This is a genomic window from Shimazuella alba, assembly GCF_009831235.1.
Classification (GTDB): Bacteria; Bacillota; Bacilli; order Thermoactinomycetales; family Thermoactinomycetaceae; genus Shimazuella; species Shimazuella alba.
In genome coordinates this window covers 45,414-66,678 of record NZ_WUUL01000001.1, presented here as the reverse complement: position 1 = coordinate 66,678, position 21,265 = coordinate 45,414, and the positions used below count along the sequence as shown (strand labels likewise).

Genomic DNA, 21,265 nt, shown 5'->3' with positions numbered 1-21,265 from the left:
ATTCCTATTATACAAGTAGCGTCAACTTATTTTTGTTTTTTTCGATTACGTTCACCACTTAGTAACTTTTTCAACTGTCTTACTTCTGCTGCACTTACTTCTCTGTACTCTCCTCGCCTTAGTCCTTTAACCGTTAGATTTGCCAATCTTGTTCTGATTAAATGCTTCACAGGATGACCGATCTCTTTGCACATCCGTCGTACTTGCCGATTTCGACCTTCATGTATGGTCAATTTTATTTTTGCTTCATCGTCACCCTTATGAATCATTCTCACCTCAGCAGGTGCTGTTAAACCGTCCTCTAAATAAATACCATTTCGCAATTGTTCCAAACTACTTTCATCGGGTACTCCATTTACGGTAGCAACATACTGTTTTTCTACTTCAAAACGAGGATGTAGCAAATGGTTTGCCAACTCTCCATCATTGGTTACCAGTAACAATCCTTCTGTGTCAAAATCCAATCGACCAACCGGATATACTCTCTCTGGTACATGGCGAAAAAAATCAGGAATTACTTTACGACCTTGTGGATCAGCCATACTAGATATGACATAAAGGGGTTTGTAAAACAGAAATGTTCGTTTTCCTTCTTTTTGAATGGGTTTCCCCTTTACTGATATTCGATCTTTTTCCGGATCCACTTTTATACCTAACTCTGTGACAATTTTTCCATTCACTTGAACTTTACCTTCTTGAATAAGTACTTCTGCCTGTCGACGAGAAGCCACTCCCGCTTGCGCCAATACTTTTTGTAAACGTTCCAACTCATTCACCTCGTTCCTTATGTTACTTTTTTCACAAAAAAAAAGCTAGCTCATCGCTAACAAAGAAAAAAGATCTAAATTGGTTAAATCTACTAAAACATAAGAGAACAGACGATTAAGGATGCTACAAAACCGATAAAATCAGCCCATAGTCCTACTTTTAAGGCATAGAGGGAACGTTTTATTCCTACAGCCCCAAAATATACAGTGAGTACATAAAGTGTTGTATCGGAGCTTGCTTGAATCGTAGACGCTAAATTACCTAGAAAAGAATCTGGTCCAAACTCTCGATAGATACTCTCTACAAATGCCAATGAACCTATCCCAGAAATAGGACGAAGCAAACCGATTGGTATCACTTCATTTGGAATATGAAACAAACTCGTTATTGGTGATAGAAAGTGTAAATAAAATTGCATCGCACCTGTATCACGAAAAACAGCAACAGCAACCATCATCGCTACCAAATGAGGGATAATGGAGATAGCCGTAGGAAACCCTTCTTTAGCACCTTCTACAAAGCTTTCATAAATAGGAACCTTTTTAAAAATAGCATAGAGAGGAATAAATACAACAAGAGCAGGTAGCATCCATTTGGAAATAAGGGAAATAATCTCAAACATACACTTATCCCTTTCTTCTGTATTTCCGTTGGTAATAACGATCAATAATAACTGCCATTGAAGTAGCAACAAAGGTAGCGATGAGGGTAGGACCGATAATTTCTGTTGGATTTAGCGATTCATATTTTAAACGCAGGCCAATAATCGTAGTCGGGATAAGCGTTAAGCCAGATGTATTTAAAGCCAGTAAGGTACACATTGCTGGTGTTGCTGTTTGTTTGTCTGGATCTGGATTCAACTTTTGTAATTCTTCCATTGCTTTTAATCCCATAGGTGTAGCTGCACTACCAAGTCCAAAGAGATTGGCACTCATATTCGATAAAATGTACCCCATTGCTGGATGATTTTCAGGAACGCTGGGAAACAAAAATTTTGCAATAGGCCCTAATAATTTTGCTAATTTTTTTAGCAATCCAGCATCCTGGGCGATTTGCATCATCCCTAACCAAAACACGAGAATACTGATTAACCCAAAACATACAGTGATAGCATCCTTTGCTCCAGCTAAAGTAGCACTTGTAACTAATTCAATCTGCCCTTTTGCTGCGGCTGCAACTACTCCACTCAGTAGCAAAAACATCCATATATAATGGATCATCGAGCTACCACCTCTGTGACGACAGACGATATCACCTGTTCCAGCCTCTGAAAATAAGTTGGTTTTACCCGAAATGCAGAAACGAGTGGGACAGACCCGATCAATTCATCATTTATGTAGATTTTTGCTATTCCTACTGCTTGATTATTTGTTGTGATCGATTTAGTTGGTGTGGTTTGGACAGTCTGAATCTTTATTTTACTTTTTTCATCTTTGGTCAGTGGATAAACAAAAGGTTTCGTTACCATCATATAGAGATCTTTGTTATCCTTCTTAACACCCATCAAAGCTAATAATTGATCTTTTTTTAATATCACTTCTTTGTGATAATTCGCAAACCCATAGTTGTACATATCGATTGCATCGTTCCAGTCATTTCCATCATTTAATGTCACTGCAACCAGTTGATTTCCTTCTTTTGTTGCTGATGTAACAAGGGTTCTTCTCGCTTGTTTGGTAAATCCCGTTTTCACCCCATCTGCCCAAGGATACAAGCTTAAAAGTTTATTTTTGTTATAAAATTTCTGATCCCAGTCTAAGTTAGGCCAATCCAGTGTTTTTATCTGTGTTTTAACGATTTGCCGAAAAGTAGGATTTTTTAATGCATAGCTTGTTAATATCGCTAAATCTTTTGCAGAAGAGTAATGATCTGCTTGATCCAGTCCATGTGGATTCATAAAATGCGTATGTTCTAATCCCAAAAAACTCGCTTTTTGATTCATTAAATATACAAACCCATCAACAGACCCGCCTACATGTTCTGCTATTGCTGTGGCAGCATCATTGCCGGATCGAAGCATCAGTCCATATAGCAAATGCTCTAAGGGGATCTTCTCCCCTTTTTTGAGGTAAATAGAAGAACCTTCTACTCCTACTGCATTCGGCCCAACTGTGACCATGCTATCTATTTTTGATTGTTCGATTGCAACTAGTGCAGTCATGATTTTGGTCAAACTAGCAATTTTCATTTCTTTATCGGCATTCTTTGCAAATAAAATCCGGCCGGAATCGCGGTCCATCAAGATCGCTGCTTGTGCAGAACCCGCCAATGGAGGCGTTGCGTGCACATATATAGGAACAAGCAGTATTACAAAAATCACGACAAAAAAGTGCCATCGTTTCACTGGTTTCACCTCGCCCAGTAATAGGGTTTGTACCAGATTATGCGGACAAGGTAAAAGAATAGACCAAAAACAAGTGGAAGACGATAAAAGTTCTTAAACGCTAAGTAATCAAATTGCTGTTTTTAAAACAGACTACTCATTCCTTTCATTTGGAGATAGATTAGCCTTTATACGTCAGATAGATTGATAATTGTAATAAAACTGATTAATTTCACCAAAGTGAAAGTATGAAATTTAAAATTTTCATGATTGGCTTGATATTTATCGTTAATTTATCCCCTGCTTATGAATGAAATTCCCTTAAAATTACAAGAACCAATGCCTTAAAGAATAAACAGGAACCAGTTCTAATAAATGAAAGGGATAATTTTGATATACCTGAAATTACATAAAAGCAATCAACTGCTCACTATGAACTTCCATCGAAAGCTCCTTATCCATTCATTATTTATTTTGCGTGACTTATCCCCTTTTAAGCCTAGGACCAGCACTCGAACGACAAACAGTAATTTGACCATTAAACGGAAAATAGACCCATATCTATTTTGAATTGGTCTATTTTTACACAGGAAATATATGATTAGCGAGGGAAGCCCCAACCCATCAAGTTAATAATGAAATAATCTACCAAAATGAAAAACACGCGATTCTTTCTTTAGGGGGTAGTGACAGGGTTGCTGCTCTAGTTCGTCAGATAGTTTACATAATATGTAAACTATCCCTTCTTTAAAACTAGTTTAACATTGAAAAGGAGTGTGACCAAAGCATCGATGCGCTCTGGTCACTTTTGGATAAGAAATTTATTACTTATCCTTATCCTTATCCTCTTCCTTTCTTTCGGCAGGGCTTGATGCAGCGACCATGCCAGCTGCTCCAATGGCCAAGACACTAATAGCTGCTCCGGCTGGACCTAACGCCATAGGAGGAACAGCACTTGCCACAAGCGTACCAACGATGATCGCCTTATCCTTCTTTGCCTTAGAAGACATTCTATCTCCCAGAATTGAATCGGATACTTTACCTATTTATTATAATCGGTATTGTTGCATAAAATAAACCAATTTGAACAGTGAATGTTTCATCTGCTGCTACTGACCAGTAATCCATTCCTTTTTCATATACAATTCTACCGATATACACGTTTAATATATACATCCATTCTATTACTATAGAATACCTATTTTTGTTTTAATATAGTTCATGGATCCATCTCATTAGCGATACTAACGTTAAGAAAGATAAGAGTTACTGGGCAAATGATCCATAATCAACCTTAACTTTTTACTGGAGGTAGCCAACGAACGTGTCATTACCCTCAAATTTCATATTATTGAAATCATTTATTAATATATCGATAAACCATTGCCCGAGTGGGTTCCATCATAGCAGCAGTATCTTTAATGGATGTCCCATTTGTATATTGACTTGCAATCAAAACAAAAAAAATCGCGCAATATAAATATTAAATTCACAGCCTCTATATATAATCTATTCCTAACTTATAGAAAAAGCTGGACTATGTTATCAGTCCTAGCTTTTTTCTCTTTTTCTAAGCAAAGAATCAGGAGAACTTCACACAAACTGGATTAGGAACCTCAATATCTTTATGTAACAGGTTCAATTTCCCTGTTTCCACATCTCTTGCAAACAAAACGAGGTTGCTAGAGTTTTGGTTTGACGCAATTAGAAATCTACCCGTTGGATCCAATACAAAATCTCTTGGCCAATCTCCTTCTGTTGATATGCAGTCTACAAAACTCAATTTTTTAGTCCCAGCATCAACTGAAAAAATAGCGATGCTATTATGTCCTCGATTCCCTGCATATACATATTTTCCATCATAGGAAGTATGGATTGCACTGCCTTGGTTATTTTCAACAAAATCTATTGGGATTGTGGATATCGTCTGAATTTCTGTAAAACTACCATCTTCGCTATTGTAAGATAGTACAATGACTTCGGAGCTAAATTCTGTCATTAAATATGCAATAGAGGGTTCTTCAGGATGAAAAGAAAGATGCCTAGGACCACTTCCAGCACGAACTTCCAAACGTGACACTTCTTTTAAGTTTCCACTATCATCAACCTGATAGGTAAAAACTCGATCACTTCCTAATTCTACCACTATTAAATATTTCCCATCTGGTGTCATCCCAGCAAAGTGTGTGTGTGCTTTTTCTTGCCTTGGGTCTGGACCAGAACCTTTATGATGAATAATAGATGCTGGTGGATAAATAGCTCCATTGCTTTGATTAATTACATAGGATTCTACTGTTCCCTTATGATAATTGGTACTAAAAACATAGCGTTGCTTCTGGTCTACACTCACATGGCAAGGCGGTGAACCAGCTGATAGTTCTGCGTTAATAAAGGTAAGTTGGCCATCTCTATCCATTGAAAACGCTGCTACACCTCCCTGATCTCCTTCTTTAATCACAGAATAAAGATATTGACGATCTGGGCTTATATTCAAATAAGTAGGGTTTTCTAATTCGGCTACCACTTTTAGATTCTTGATACTTGCCTCTTTTGTATCTAGCTCAAACGAATAAATCCCTTTGCTTTCTCTATTTGTATAGGTTCCTACATAACCTGTAAATTTCGTACCTTCCATTACTGTTTGCTCCTTCATTTTCAGCTTATTTATCTTTTATAACATTCATATGTGATAACTTGTAAAACTTATTTTAAGATAGTTGAGCAATTTGTTTCACCAGCCTTTAGTGAAACAAATTCAGTTAGCTTCTCTTTAAAATTCGGAATTACAAGCATAAATGTTATATCTATTCCTTTTCTTTTATATAAGAAATATCAGATGAGCCTCCCCTTTGCCTCCCTATCCTCTGCTTGAACCTGAATGGTAAAACCCTCACCTTTTCATTCTACGGTTTCCAATCCAATATGTAAAAACAACTATAGCTCATTTTCAGTAACAAATCTGATAACCTGTTTTGTTGGAAATACATGATAACTATTCCACTAATCAGATGCAACATTTGTTCTTCGATTGGAATAACGGCGGCAAATCCTTCACCCATTAAAAAGGGAATTAGAATCACGTCGCTGCCCTAATTTAATCTGACAGAGAACCAATCCAATTCATGATTCACGAATTCAATACGTTTGCGATATATCTACCAATTAAATTATCCCAATGAACCTAATATATTGAAGGAGACAGATGTTACAAGTAAGATGATCAACAATGGGTTAGCGATTATTTCCATGGCATGATCTTATTTATTCCTTTGTCTTGAAAAACACTTTTTTATCTATTTCTGTTTTAAATCGCTAGTATGAATAGCGTGGTGAACATTTTCATCCTAACTGCTAAAAAAACTGAAATGTCTTTTAACACTCATAAAATTTACTTCATTTCATTGAGACGTTCGTTCCCTGCCAAAACAAAAAAACGTGAGCTGTCCCACGTTGAGTTTCGTTTTTTACTTGCTGATTTTCTCAGATAAATAAAAATCTGTTTTATCATTTCAGGTTACCTAGTCGCTAATACGTATTACATAAAAAAATAAATAAAAATAGATCCAGTAAAAAGATACCTTCCACACTGCACAAATAACAACCTCTGTCTTGGATCGTTTGATCAGAGAGTCTTATTTATATTACTTGGATAGCCTCAATAAGAAAGTAACAATAAAAAATGAAGTAGCCATAATAATAAATGCGATATTTTTTATTTAGGCTACTTCGTGTGCATTAGAGATTGTCGATTGGTGTCTGAGGAGCAGTATCACCAGTTCCTGAAACCTCAGCCTTCTTCTTAGGACTAAATTTATTAAATATATTTGGAGCTAAATCAAAAATACGATCGATCAGATGTGCATTGCCATCCATGCTGAGCAAACGTATGCCAGGTTCACCTACGACGATAAAAGCAACTGGTGTAATCGAAACACCTCCACCACTACCTCCTCCGAAAGGGTAGTGTTTGGCATCTGCTTTACCAGATTCATGATTCCCATTTCCATTTCCATTGGTCTTGGGTTTTTTAGTGCCCGCAGAAAATTCACTTCCTCCTGCTGCAAATCCAAATCCTACTTTACTAACTGGGATAATCACTTGACCATCGGGTGTCTCTACAGGTGCACCAATAATTGTATTTACATCTACCATATCCCTTAAGTTTTCCATTGCTGTCTGCATCAAACCTTGAATAGGATGCTCGTTCGCCACCTTATATCCTCCTTCATTGTTCAGAGCTATTACATATGAAGATAGCTTCTCCCAAAAAAGCCGAAGATATTCGGATTCAAACTAGTCATTCGTGTTTGCTTAACTTCAACATCACATGGTTTCTACTCCTAGAGATAGAAAGCGAAGCAATAAACAGTTGAAAAAAACGCTCTAATAACCACTAGAGAGGTGTTGTTATTAAATGGGAATTTTAAAATCACAGTTTCTGGATATAGCCATCTATTCCATTTATTCGAATATGTTGCCCGTCTTTTATCAACTTAGTTGCATTTTCTACACCGACTACCGCTGGCAATCCATATTCACGTGCAATAACTGCTCCATGGGTCATTAGCCCCCCAACTTCCGTGACTAGCCCTTTTATGGATACAAACAATGGTGTCCAGCTAGGATCAGTAAAAGAAGTGACTAAAATATCTCCATCTTCTAGATCTGCATCTTCCATGTTTAAAATAACTCGTGCCCTTCCTTCGACAATACCAGTAGAAACAGGCAAACCGATGATAGCATCAGCTGGAAGATTTTCTCGTTTGAATTTACCTACAATGATTTCACCATCAGATGTAATAACACGGGGTGGAGTTAGATTTTCGTATAATTTGTACTCGTCTTTTCTCTTGTTGATGGTCTCATAATCTATTTTTTTAGTGCGGACCGTTTCACGGAATTCATCTAAAGAAAGATAATATACATCTTCTCTTTCTCGAATAACGTTGGTGTCTACAAGTTGTTCCGCTTCTTTCATCAATGCCTGCTTGTAAACAAAGTAGCGATTAATCATGCTGTATTTTGGATACTCCCGATAACCGATGAAATTTCGGATTAAGCTGATCACTTGTTTTGTCATACTGGCTTTTCGTTTACCATCTGGTAATTGTTGCAGTCGATCCAATAACTCTTGTTCTTTTTTCAAAGCTTCCAGTCGCCCTTGCTCAAATTTCTGTTTACTAGCATTAGGCTCAAAGTTTTTGATGTTACTGAGAATCATAGGGATTAGTATCGTTGGTTTTTCGCTCCAGCGAGTTTTCGTAATATCGATTTCTCCGGGACACCGCATTCCGTATTTGTTGAGATAAGCATTGATGGTATCTTGGGTTTCTTGTCCACCATCAAGTTTAACCAGTTCATTCAAAAAGTTATCATCTTGTACATGTTGTAAAAAATGAATTACTTCCGGAAAAGGACGGATGACATCAGCCACATCCATTAACGCCAGACCCATTTCCGAAGTAATATTGTTTGGTACAGATAGAGACAGCGTGTCTGCTACGTTTTTTTCACCTAACCATTCTTCCATTTTTTTATTGATCCAAGTGGAAGCATTGATGCCTATCATAATCGTATCCATAATTTGTGGATTAAATAAATTTTTCTTTAGTTGCTGGTAATCTTCTTGAATACAATCAAATACGTCCAATCCCGATTTCACTTGGATGTTTTGTTTTAATTCTTCTACTGATGTTTCACTACTCTTAATCAAGTCATACACGATTGTCGGATCTTTTTGGAGGTTTTGTTCGAGAAATTCCCAAGACATACCTTCATTGATTTTTCGGAGACTCTGTACTTCGTTACCGTCGGGTAAAGATTTTATAAAACCTTCACGATCTACTAGGGTCATGAGTGCATCTTTGATGAGCGGATCGGATTGCTCCATGGAATTTAATAAATTTTTTCTGTTGACAGGTGATGCCAAATTATCTGTTTGATCCATAAACAGCCTGCCCCCTGCTTGTGACAAGGATTGGTTATGATGTAATTGAAAGATAGATATGCCGAGTGGCAAGATTGGTTCTGTCATCATCTGCACATGACCAATAGAAACATAAACACGATTGTCTTGATCATCTGTTCCAGGTACAGGGTATAAAGTGGTGATAGGACGACTCTGCACGATATAAAAAATATCATCAACTAGACACCATTCTATATCTTGCGGGCAACCAAAATAAGCTTCGATCTGTCTGCCTATGCGAGCGAGCTCTATAATTTGGTCCTCAGTAAGTGTCTGCATATTTTGTTGATCCGAATCGATCTGTAGTGTCTCTGTTCCGCCTTCTTTTCTTCCATAGATAGCCAATTTTTTTGTTGCGATCATCTTTTCAACGATTTTCTCTTCTTTCACTTTATAGCAATCGGCAGATACCAAGCCGGAGACAAGGGCCTCTCCTAGCCCAAAACTAGCATCGATCGACAGGACCTTTCGATTGGAAGTAATCGGATCAGCAGTAAATAAAATCCCAGAAGCTTGTGGGAACACCATTCGTTGAATGACAACAGAGAGATATACTTGTCGGTGATCAAATCCGTTTTGGATGCGGTAAATTACTGCGCGATCCGTAAATAGGGAAGCCCAACACCTACTGATATGTCGTAATATTTCCTCTCTTCCAATGACATTTAAATAAGTGTCTTGTTGACCAGCGAAAGAGGCATATGGTAAATCTTCAGCAGTCGCACTGGAACGCACTGCATAAGCATGTTCTTCGCCAAATTGAGAGAGATAGTGAACAACAGCAGTTACAACATCGGAAGGGATTTTTGCATCCATAATGACTTGTCGAATCTTCTTGCTGATTTCCCTGATTAGATCTCGATCCTCTACTTTTAGCGGAGTTAGTTGATCCAACAATGAGCGAAACGTTTCGTTTTGTTCGAGAGATTTTTGATAGGCATCCGTGGTAACACAAAATCCATCAGGCACCTGTATTCCTTGAATCTTTGATAGTTCCCCTAAATTTAACCCTTTTCCGCCAACGTGTAAAAGCTGTGTTTTTTTCATTTCTTGGAAACCGAGAACCAAAGAAGTCATACTATATCTCCCCTAAACCATTTTGGTTTCTTTGATATACTTAAACCTTTGCGACTCCTGCTTCATTACGGGAAACATGTCCTTTATCTAAATATGCATAAAACCCCAATTAGTATCCTTACATCAATAGGTTGTTAAAGATATGTATTTATCTTAAGGTCTAGCTTTTAAAAAGAATAGACTATATCTTATTCTATTTATGTTTTATAATTAAAATGGGAGGAATTATACTTACAATTTATTTATGTAAGATTGAGTACTTCCCTCTTCATTTACAAATCTATTTGAGAAAAAATCCCTCCTATTTTTCCTGCTACACTTTTTATGTTTCTCTTCTCTTTATCACCACTTAGCATTTACACACCCTTCTTTGTGAAAGGTCTTCAACCTTTGTGAATACAATTCCACAGAAACCTCTATACATAAACGATGTAATTCCCCTATAGCTAATAGTTTACAAACTATTTTTAGCAATGCATTAGCTTTCCTATCATGAGTATGTCTAAAATATCCATTCAACATTCTGCATGTTGCCCACTCACGACCGTTTGTGCATTTCATTTGGTGTTTATCCCAAAAAGCCAAAATATTTTGATGCAAATTAGTCATGATTTTTCGAAAAAAGTGATAGAAAGATGAAATTCAAATGATTATAATTTATATAATAAACACAAGGAGGAAAAGAATATTGATTAAATTCAGCATGCTATTTAAAGACAATGAAGAAACACAAGATACTGAAGGTTTTATGAAGTGGTTAAAAATAACTGCCTCAAAACTATCCGAAATTCCTGGTGTTGATTATGTCGAAACCTCCCAAAATAATCCTTTTACATTTTTAGCTGAAAAAGATACCAACTTTTACCCCTTTCAGCTAGATATACGTTATCGCACTGAAGAAGATTTCAACAAAGCAAATGAAAATTTTGCAAATTTGTATAATACTGACCCTTACTTGATGGAAGAACTGATCCGAGTGGAACCTTTTTGTGATATTCATGTTTGCTATGTTGAAAAGGTTAGTAAGATAAAAAAAGTTTCAAGACGGTTTTTCGGCTTTAAATAAATGGGTACAAGCTATGCCAAGCAATTTTACATATTTTATTTCCACAAAAAAATTGACACTTCCCCACTTTAGGAGTCAATTTTTTTTGTGGAAACTGTACTGCTAATTACTTTTTCTACGTTAATAGCTCTTCCCATCCCCAATCCCAGACAAACAAGAACCACAAACTCCAAAGCCCCGCCTGATGTATATGATCGCCAACAACATTCTTTGTTTTTCCAACAATGTATATCCAAAGAAAACATTTTGAACAGAACATTTGCGACAAGATAGCAGCGTCTGCTCAGCTGTTGTTATTTATAATATACTCAAAAGTTTTTCTTCCCGATCGTGTAGTTCCATACACTCCATGAATTTGCGGAGTCCACTGCCCTGTTAGATATAGTCCTTGAATAGGTGTATTTGGCCCCATTTTTGCTATCCACTGTTGATGCTTCGATTTACCCCAACCAAAGATGGCTCCCTGCCTGCTTAACGTAAACTTTGTAATTGTACTTGGAGTTGCAAGTTCATAGCCAACGATTTGTTCTGTTAAACCAGGAAGTTTTTTGTTTAATAAATGGATAAATTTTTGTTCTAACGTTTTTTTGTCCATTCCTTGGACATGCTCAGCAGATGTGAGGGCGGTAACTGCAATAACAACGTGATCTTTAGGAGCTAAAGAACTTTCTACCACCGAAGGACAACTTACAGAAATAAATGGATCAGAATCAAGATTATCAGGCTGATATAAGTATTGCTCATCATCCAGCAATGATTCATATGCTGGAGATAGAAACAACTCATGTGGTAATGTCTTAGCTATCCCTTCCTTCTTTAATGCTGCATATAAAATGACCGCAGAATGGGATGGTTCCAATTTTGCTAGTGATTTACGATATAGAGGAGGTAAATGTTCTTCACCCAATAAATTCTTCATAGTCAGTGTCAAATCAGCGTTAGAAATGACAACTGGTGCAAAATACTCATTTCCTTTTTGATCGATTACTCCTTGCACCCGGGAGCCACTGTAAAGTATTTTTTCAACCTTACGCTTTACCAACACGTCCCCATTATGAGACTGGATATAATCCCTTAATACATGTGTTAATTTTTGCGAGCCTCCTTTTGGATAAAATGCCCCATTATGATAAGACATCATCACATTCATCATAAACAAAGTAGGTAATTGTTGTAAATTTACTCCTGCATAAAAATGTAAGGAACTAAGCAAAAGTGCAGAATGAGGATGTCGAAACCGATTTGCTAAATAATCCGCAAAACTCATATTATTTAAGGCAATAACCCTTTGTAATAGTTTCGGGTCTTTTTGAAACGATTCATTCATCAAAGCTTGCCCAATCTGTTTTATCTCTGAGATTGTTTCTTTTATAGCCTCACCATCTTCTGGAAACCACTCGATCATTTTCCGATTTAACTCATCCAAATTGGCTGGAACCTCATAAACAGTATTTTCAAATTTCAGCGAATACATAGGGTTGACTTCTATAAACTCGATTTTATCCAATAGACCAAGTTTATCGTATAGGTTGTACAGCTCTCCTCCTGGTTCACACCCACTAATCAAACGAATGGCTACATCATAGCGAAATTGCCGACGTCGAAACATACTCGCACATCCGCCAATTTCATAATGTTGTTCTAACACAAGTACTTTCTTTCCTGCCTGAGAAAGTAGTGCTCCTGTCGTTAAGCCACCCATTCCAGAACCGATAATAATTGCATCGTATTCCAATGTTATTGCCTCCTTCATCTTGTCTATTTCAGAAGAACATTCACCTTATTATTAAGGTGAATGTCATCATGGTTAAGCGGCCATTACATTATTTTTTTAACGCTTCGCTGATTTTCAAGGGTATGTTAGCTGAATGGAGCATACCTTTGTCATCCCTGTTCATCCAAATTACATCTTGTTCCCCAAACGATAACTTCCGTTTTGTCCCATTTTCTTCTAACTTAAAGTACTCAAAAAACAATTTGACTCCAAATTCGTATCTTGCAGCTAGCGACATTTCCACCACAATCGTGTCGAAAGGCATCGCTTCTCGCAAGTGCTGTACATTATTATGAATAGGAATCCATTCACCTAACTCCCCAATTCCGCGATAAAGTTCAGGAGCTAATTGATAGAAATACTTATCTCTCAATACATTTTGCCATATCGTATAATTGGCAAAATAAACATTGCCGACGAGGTTAGATTCTTCTAGTGATGTTTCAAATGCTATCTTATTTAAAATAGCACGGTTATCTGGACCTGATTTCACTTCATATAGTAATTTTCCTAGCTTCTCTGGTGATAATACCATCGATTCATTCACCGACTCTTGTAGAACAGAACCGGGCAATCGTTCTTTAAAGAACTTTATAAAGTATGGAGGATAACTGCTCTTCTTTACTTCACCATGACCAGTTATCTCTACCCATGTCATGCCTTGCCTAGTCATCGCAATTCGTTCGAGCTCACCATTTTCCAGCACTTTATGCCAATGACAAACATACTGAACATACGAATCATCACGCAAAAATTCTAATTGGAGATGCGCTTCGATAATATCATCAGACTTCGCCTCACCAAACACCTCCGTTTGGCTAAAGTTAGTCGCCATTCCCCAAATTCCACTTGCCATCTGTGCTTTCACTTTTTCCATTATTCCTGAAACAAACATCTCGCGAACTTTACCCATCCATTTGGCATAACTCGAAAAATTAACTCTTCTGCTGATCGTAGAACTATCTTCGAAAACCACTGGAAAACGATATACAAAACCTTTCTCCTGATCATCATAGCCATATAAATTAGTCGATGGCTTTTTTAATTCGTTTACTTCTTCTTGTATGGATATATCTTGTTCTTTCTTTACAAAAGCGATCATCCTAGGTATTCCACTTGTAAGCTGTACAGGAACAGTAATAACGTGATAGAAAGATGTTTTTGTATAAGCAATCAATTCCACTACATTTTCGATTCGATGGAACAGTTCTATTTTTTGCACATGTTGCCCACTTGCTTTCTTTGCCGCTTCCAAACATGTCCAAATTCTACTGCCTGCGGTATCTAGTGTATCTCCTTGATCTTGTAAATCATTCAATATTACAACACAGTCCATTGGAAAAATCGCGATCCATTTTTCTTCCTCTCTATGTTCAATCGGAAGAATATCACAACCTTGGGCTCCAACATCGATCACACACATTGTAAAATCATCATCATGTGCAATCGAAACATCCATTTCATTTGGTTTTAAATCATTTGTATAAATAAATGGTTTCCCAGTTTCTTTCCATGATAATTCAACTGCCGGATTCAATCCTTTTTTTCTAGCAACGCTTTTAAACAGAGCCTCCACACGCTGATGCCGAACTTCTTTCGAATCTTGATGAATACCTGGTAAAACATTTATCCCAATCTCAGGAATGCAGCAATCTTCATCATCAATCACATAAGTATTAAGCGCTTCTTTTATCCGATTTTCATTCGTATAGGATAAATCCACCAGTTCATTGGCAGTTGGTAACGCAGGAAAATGTTCCAAAATATGAACTTTATAGTCTGAGATTTGTTGCACCACACGATTATATTCATCTAACAACACGATCGAGAAAATATACTGTTGATCTACTTGTTTGACAAACTTGGCAATACCACGCCAAATTCCATGACTTTGATTTGCTTCTATTTTCCGATACTCTTCTATTTCTACTGGTAAAAATAGATCTTGTGGTGCGATAATACGTCCAGATTGTAACAGAGCATCCTGTAAATAGGGATCACCTAATAGAAAATCAGCGTAATTAACACCGCGAACAGAAAATAAAGTACGACCAAGTCCTTTTTCTTGATCAAAAAAAGCATCATAGATAGAGGTTATCCGATAATAACGTGAACCATGGAACATAATCGGTTGATAAAAATCTGTTTCGATATCAAGATTCAATGCTTTCTCTGGAAATACTAGCTCCTCATGTACCGCTTCAACATTCTGGAATGAAAACTCAGCTGAAAAATGGATTTTTTGAAAACCGGATGTTTCTGATCGAATTTCCGTTCTTACGTTTCCATCTTCCAAAACTAAAGCACGAATTTCTATTGTCGTACCTTGTTCTTTGTCAACAATCACCGGAGATTTAAATTGTATATTTCGAATTAGTACATTACTAAAATCATTAATACCTGTAACAAAAGATACAGCTTGTGCCATTGCTTCCATCCCAAATACGCCAGGCAGCAAGTATGTTCCATTAAATAGATGATCTTGAATAAAATCATCCGATGATTTTAGATGATGTTTTACAATAACCTCAACATTTGGATGATCATAGACTACTTCATCTATAAATCGATAACTTTGTCTGCGATCTACAGGTTTTGGTAACCATGTTGGAAAATCTTTAATTCTCGATGTAAGAATGATATGATTCGATTCAGGGTTGTGTTTGAACAAATGAACAAACCTTTTAACACCTTCTGCAACTGAAATCGGATATATTCCTTTTTTCTCTAAATACTGCGTTACACCACCTTTTGTTCCCATTCCTACTTCATCCCAAAGCCCAAACGAAATGACCAGCATTTGTGTATTTGGATGCAAATTCTTGAAGTTTTTCATCATTAATTGCAATACCTCATTTGAATAACCATACGAGGTATTCCCTGCCATACCTGATACTCCAGCAAGAGAAGAAAACCCGACAACTAATTTAAGAGAATGGTCATTTAGGCTTTCTAAAATATTTTTTGCACCAGTAACTTTTGGGGCAATTTCATGTAAAAAGGCTTCTTTTGTAATTTGTTCTGCTCGTTTTGATTTTAGATTTGCAGCCCCATGTACAAAACAAGTAATCTCACCTTGTTCTGCCCTTACTTGTTCAATCAACTGAATTACTTGATCTGCTTTCGTTATGTCACATTGATAATATTGACAATCTACCCCTAATTCACGGAAGCGATTGATATTTTTCTGTACTTCAGATTGATCTATAGAGGAAGTACCAACAAGTGCTATTTTTGCCTGAATTGTCGCAGCAACTCCAAGCATGCACTCTGCTGTGATTCCTTTTGCTCCACCTGTTACTAAAATAACATCTTGTGCATTCCATGAAAGCTGTCTTGGAGCATACACAGCTGGATTTTGTACCGTTGAAAATGAAATATATCTTTGCTTATATTTATCAAAACCAACAGCAATAAAAGGTTCAGGATCAGCAATTTCGAAAAGAATATCTTTGACAATCTCGGCTGCTTTTAACCTGATATGCAAATCAATCACTCGGATTTTTGCATTAGGACGTTCCTGATGTAGACTAGAAGCAAAAGCTTTGGCAGTACTTGCTCTTAATGGAACTTGATTCAAATCACTCCCGAATTTCCCGCCTCCATATTGGATATATGTAATCGAAGCACGTAATCCATACTCTAGACCCGGTTGGATCACACTTTGCAATCGATCAATCATACTCTCACTATCATTTCTTAGATCAGTTTTTGGTAAAATCACTACTATATGACTAAATGCTTTTTGTTTCAATACATAAGATTGTTTCAATTTAGAAAAGGTAGTAATAGTGTTTTTTACATCATATTTTTGAAGGAGTTGCCCTAATTCTTGGGCTAACTTATTTCTAAACTGATCTGTGACAATTAGAAAACTATCTTTATTGGAGAAATTCAAATTACGGTTTGATCTTGGAGCTTTTATATATTCCAGAACAAACTCACGAACCCAATTAACAGGGTTTTGCTTCACTTCCTCCGTTCGCAAATCAAATGCTACTTTTGAATTTGCAGAAGTATCTAACATTGCATTCGGTACTGATGCGGAATCAATCGGTGCACTAGTTACAATCTCTTCCTCTTGTGCTTTGCCGTAATACTTGCCAAGTTTCTCATACACTTCCTTTATACTCGCATTCGCATACTCTGTTACATCCACTACTTCGGTTATCTCCAACGCTTTTATGATGAGTGATAACAACTCTGCTGATTTTATCGAATCCAGATTCAAATCATCCAACAATCGGTATTCCATTTTTAAGGATGTTTCATTAAATCCAGTAAATTTTGCCACTTCTTGAATGATTATTTCTTCAGGTTTTTTCAAAGAGGTGTCCCTTTGGGATTTTTGAATACCATTTCTGTTGACTGTGCTTAAACGATCCACAATTTCCGTTATACTCGCATTCGCGTATTCAGTTACATCCACAACTTCACTTATCTCAAGTGCTTTTATGATGAGCGATAACAACTCTGCTGATTTTATCGAATCCAGATTCAAATCATCCAATAATCGATATTCCATTTTTAAGGATGTTTCATTAAATCCAGTAAATTTTGCCACTTCTTGAATGATTATTTCTTTCGGGTTTTTTAAAGAAGTAGCACCTTTTGCTCGGGAGATGCTCCTTTCGTTTTGGATATCTTTTTTGATGAACTTGCCTAAACCATCTATAATTTCTATTAAACTCGCATTCGCATATTCAGTTACATCTACTACATCTTTTATCTTAAGAGCTTTTACGATTTGCGATAACAATTCTGCTGATTTTATCGAATCCAAATTCAAATCTTCCAGTAATCGATATTCCAATTTTAGAGATGTTTCATTGAATCCAGTAAATTTTGCCACTTCAGCAAAAATAACTTCTGCTAATCCAGAATTCGTACGTTTATCCTCTGCGGCTTGATATAACTTTACAATTACTTCAGCTATTTCTTCTAACGTTGCACTGCTGTATTCAGTCGGATCTATTTGATGGCTTACCTCAAGCTTTTGAAAAATCCTTGTAACAAAATCAGCTGATTTTATCGAATCCAAATTCAAATCATCCAGTACATGATGCCTCATAGAAATAGATTCCAATGAATACCCAGTAATATTCGATGCTTCTTGTCTTATTACTCCATTTATAAACTCGGAAATATTATCGTTGTTTATCGCTTCTTTAAGCAACTCTGGACTTTTTGGAGGGGAATAAACTTCTTCGTGATCTTTGATTCGTTTTGGTATTTCTATCTCATCTGTTAATGTTACTTGATGCTTCATATCTGAACGAATGACATCAAAAATAAAATCTCCTCTTGTTTGTAAATAGTTTTCCAGATCAACAGAGGGTATTCCACTATTTTTCACTAAAAAAGGCGATATATTGGTATTAGTTTCACTATCCATATTTATCGTTTGATCGTCTATTTGTAGTGGTAACTCTACTGGATTTATAATGAAATGTTTATCCTTTGCTGGCACAAATGGTTCAACCAATCGATTTTCATAGAGAACTTCCCAGTTCACTTCTCCTCCTTGTATGAAGTAAAGTGCTAACAAGTGCTGCAGATCTTGTATATGTCCCATCTTTGATTCCACTGGCATGCAGTCTATTGGATAGGAAGGGTCATGTTGAACCAAACCACTTAATACTCGTCCTGGACCTACTTCTACAAGTAAATCGCATTTTTCTCGTAGAGTATCTAGAACATCAATAAACCGCACTTGACTAATAACTTGTTTTGAAAAATAATTACTATCCTCACTCACTTTTAACTCATTCCACTCGGAACCGTCGATTCCAGATACGAAAGGAATATACAATTTCACATCTTCATTGAGATAGGAAAGGTTGTTTAACTGATCAGCAGCTTCTTGTACTAACTCAGAATGAAAGGCATTGGAAACAGGTAAAAGATATGTTTGAATCTGTTCCTCTTTCGCAAGATCTACCACTTGATAGACTGCTTCTTTCTCACCTGAAATAACAATCTGCTTTTCACTGTTTAAATTTGCTATCACTACATATCCTTCTATTTTAGACAATAATTGTTTCGCCTTTGATGGACTGCAAACAAGACTTGCCATAACCCCAGCGTCTTCTACTGGAGCTGCCATTGCCTCTCCTCTGATTTTAGCTAAATGAAAAAGCGTACTAGCATCATAAGCACCACTCACATAAAGTGCAGAAAGCTCACCAAGTGAATGTCCGGCTACTATGCTCGGATTTATTCCTAATCGCTTCAAATACTCAAACCAAATGACGGACACCAAGCAAATCGTGATCTGAGAATACTCCGTTTTCCTTAGCTCTTTCTCCCAATTTTTTAGTTCTTCTTGATCTATTTTCTTATCTAAATTTCGAAATACTATTTTATCCGCTTCCGGCATGTGGTTCCATGCTGCATCCGCAATTTCTTTTGCCCAGTCAAATCGTTGTATCAATACACGCCCCATGTTAATGAATTGAGATCCTTGACCAGGAAATAAGAATCCAATTTTATGTAAGGCATCTTGCTGATAACTGATCCATATCTCATTTTCCACATCATAAATAGGACTATTAAGCTTTAAAGTCTCTTTTAAAAGCTTGTTTTCTAATTTTTCTAGTCTATTTGTTAATTGTTTGGGATGATTTGCAATAAGAGCAGCACGATATTTTGCTTGTTTGTGTACATCTCGAATCAAATGATGAGCTAAATCAGACAATTCTGCGATACTCATTCCAATTGATAAAACAGAGACATGTTTTATCTTTTTTCTCAACTCTTCTTGGTTATTAGCTGTAAAAATGAAAAGCTCTGTATCTTGTGAGGAAACTAACAATTTACTCTCACTAATGTCTGTTTTCAGATCTTCTTTTGGCAAATCACCCGATTCTAGGGTAATATGGCAATTGATACCACCAAATCCCATAGCAGAAACCCCGGCTTTCATCACTCTGTCTGGTGCATATACCTCACCTTCCAAAATCGGATAAAGCATTTGGGCTTTTTTCTCAAAAACTTCATTTGCAATTTTACACCCTGCTGTGGGAACCATAACCCTCTGGTTTACAGAAAGAATAGCTTTTATCAATCCTCCAATGCCGGCTGCTGCTTTTGTATGTCCAACTAGAGATTTAAAAGAAGTTACACCTAAAGAACGCTTATCGGGGGTACCGAACATCTCCATCACAGTTGTTATTGACTCTAATTCAACTCGATCTCCGACTGTGGTTCCCGTTCCATGCGCTTCTATAAAATCTAATTCATGTGGCGAATAACCAGCCATATCATAAGCTCTTTTTAGTGCAAGTGCTTGTCCACTCACCTTTGGAGCTGTTATGCCACCTTTACCATCAGAAGAAATTCCCCAGCCGCGAAGTACACTATACACATAATCTCCATCACGACGAGCATCTTCCAGACGCTTTAAAATAATGAATCCGCTTCCTTCTCCAGGAATGAAGCCACTTGAAAATTGGTCAAATACATTCATATCTTTATCTGTAAGGGCTTTTGTTTTAGCGAAGCCCACAATTTCTAACGGGTCCAAACTAATGTCTACTCCACCTGCTATAGCGAGGTCTAGATCGCCGTTTACTAATTTATCTGCAGCAGTTGCAACTGCAAGTAAGGATGAAGAGCATGCACCATCTACTACATAGCCACCACCATGCAAATCGAAATAATTGCATATCCTACCGGCTATGGTGTTGGATAAATTACCTGCTAATGTATCCTCAGATACAGGTGCAAATACTGATTTGTACACTTTTTCCATATCTTCTTCGAGTTTAGATAACATTTGATGAGATAAACCCTGTTGTGCTCCTGTAGCACGAAGTACCTTTTTCACAAATGGCCATCGTAATCTCATCGCGTAAGATCGCATAAACTCACCAGTAAGTGAATTTCCTACAATTACGCCAGTTTTTTCTTGTTGTATACTCCCCTTTGACAATCCAGCATCTTCTAGAGCTTGATTAGCAATTTCTAAAGCCAACCAATGCACAATATCGGTAGACTCATATGTAATCTTAGGAATGCGCTTACTTGCCCAATCGAACTGAAAATCGTCAATTACCGCAGCATACTCTCCATACGTTTTATCAGGTGTAGTAGGATCTGCATCAAAATACTCACTTAGTGGTAACCTCTGATCAGGCATTTTTCGAAATTGTCGTCTTCGAGCAAGAATATTTCTCCATAAATCTTTAGGATTTTTTGCCCCAGGATAATAATTTCCTATTCCAATAACCGCAATTTGATTGTGGTTCAAAAAGAGTCACCCCATTGCTACAATTTATATTTGCTTAT

Annotated in this window: 11 protein-coding genes; 1 reads left to right on the top strand and 10 read right to left on the bottom strand. The window is 36.9% G+C overall.

Going from position 1 to position 21,265, the window contains the following annotated elements; all coding sequences use genetic code 11:
- Window positions 1-26: 26 nt before the first annotated feature.
- The 8 genes from GSM42_RS00295 to ppsA all read right to left on the bottom strand — a co-directional run bounded on the left by GSM42_RS00295 (window position 27) and on the right by ppsA (window position 10,136).
- The gene (locus GSM42_RS00295; protein ID WP_160799264.1) at window positions 27-767 is read right to left on the bottom strand and encodes a pseudouridine synthase; all 741 of its coding nucleotides are present in this window, start codon (window positions 765-767) and stop codon (window positions 27-29) included.
- Between the two features lie 92 nt (window positions 768-859).
- Window positions 860-1,390: a spore maturation protein gene (locus GSM42_RS00290; protein ID WP_160799263.1), complete on the bottom strand. Its 531-nt coding sequence runs from the start codon at window positions 1,388-1,390 to the stop codon at window positions 860-862.
- A gap of 4 nt (window positions 1,391-1,394) precedes the next feature.
- On the bottom strand, window positions 1,395-1,988 hold the full coding sequence (locus GSM42_RS00285; protein WP_160799262.1) for a nucleoside recognition domain-containing protein: 594 nt from the start codon (window positions 1,986-1,988) through the stop codon (window positions 1,395-1,397).
- The gene (locus GSM42_RS00280; RefSeq protein WP_160799261.1) at window positions 1,985-3,112 is read right to left on the bottom strand and encodes a serine hydrolase; all 1,128 of its coding nucleotides are present in this window, start codon (window positions 3,110-3,112) and stop codon (window positions 1,985-1,987) included. Before GSM42_RS00280 ends, GSM42_RS00285 begins: the two co-directional genes overlap by 4 nt.
- Window positions 3,113-3,915: 803 nt before the next feature.
- Entirely contained in the window at window positions 3,916-4,101 is a 186-nt protein-coding gene (locus tag GSM42_RS00275; RefSeq protein ID WP_160799260.1) for a hypothetical protein, read from the bottom strand.
- A gap of 572 nt (window positions 4,102-4,673) precedes the next feature.
- On the bottom strand, window positions 4,674-5,726 hold the full coding sequence (locus tag GSM42_RS00270) for a lactonase family protein (RefSeq protein WP_160799259.1): 1,053 nt from the start codon (window positions 5,724-5,726) through the stop codon (window positions 4,674-4,676).
- 1,100 nt (window positions 5,727-6,826) lie between these two features.
- The gene (gene ytfJ, locus GSM42_RS00265; RefSeq protein ID WP_160799655.1) at window positions 6,827-7,273 is read right to left on the bottom strand and encodes a GerW family sporulation protein; all 447 of its coding nucleotides are present in this window, start codon (window positions 7,271-7,273) and stop codon (window positions 6,827-6,829) included.
- A 247-nt stretch (window positions 7,274-7,520) separates the two neighbouring features.
- Window positions 7,521-10,136 carry a phosphoenolpyruvate synthase gene (ppsA, locus tag GSM42_RS00260; protein WP_160799258.1) on the bottom strand — a complete coding sequence of 872 codons (2,616 nt, stop codon included), beginning with the start codon at window positions 10,134-10,136 and terminating at the stop codon, window positions 7,521-7,523.
- A 688-nt stretch (window positions 10,137-10,824) separates the two neighbouring features.
- Here ppsA and GSM42_RS00255 point away from each other — a divergent pair.
- On the top strand, window positions 10,825-11,202 hold the full coding sequence (locus GSM42_RS00255; protein ID WP_160799257.1) for a hypothetical protein: 378 nt from the start codon (window positions 10,825-10,827) through the stop codon (window positions 11,200-11,202).
- Window positions 11,203-11,485: 283 nt separating this feature from the next.
- On the opposite strand, the gene GSM42_RS00250 is transcribed toward GSM42_RS00255, so the two are convergent.
- Window positions 11,486-12,937, bottom strand: coding sequence for a phytoene desaturase family protein (locus tag GSM42_RS00250; protein ID WP_160799256.1), 1,452 nt, complete (start codon window positions 12,935-12,937; stop codon window positions 11,486-11,488).
- 88 nt (window positions 12,938-13,025) lie between these two features.
- Window positions 13,026-21,227: a type I polyketide synthase gene (locus GSM42_RS00245; RefSeq protein ID WP_160799255.1), complete on the bottom strand. Its 8,202-nt coding sequence runs from the start codon at window positions 21,225-21,227 to the stop codon at window positions 13,026-13,028.
- Window positions 21,228-21,265: the final 38 nt, after the last annotated feature.

What these genes read in the sequence shown, in the direction of transcription:
- GSM42_RS00270 (WP_160799259.1), bottom strand. Translation starts at nt 5,726, where the DNA reads ATGGAAGGTACGAAATTTACAGGTTATGTAGGAACCTATACAAATAGA.
- GSM42_RS00290 (WP_160799263.1), bottom strand. Translation starts at nt 1,390, where the DNA reads ATGTTTGAGATTATTTCCCTTATTTCCAAATGGATGCTACCTGCTCTT.
- ppsA (WP_160799258.1), bottom strand. Translation starts at nt 10,136, where the DNA reads ATGACTTCTTTGGTTCTCGGTTTCCAAGAAATGAAAAAAACACAGCTT.
- GSM42_RS00275 (WP_160799260.1), bottom strand. Translation starts at nt 4,101, where the DNA reads ATGTCTTCTAAGGCAAAGAAGGATAAGGCGATCATCGTTGGTACGCTT.
- ytfJ (WP_160799655.1), bottom strand. Translation starts at nt 7,273, where the DNA reads ATGCAGACAGCAATGGAAAACTTAAGGGATATGGTAGATGTAAATACA.
- GSM42_RS00285 (WP_160799262.1), bottom strand. Translation starts at nt 1,988, where the DNA reads ATGATCCATTATATATGGATGTTTTTGCTACTGAGTGGAGTAGTTGCA.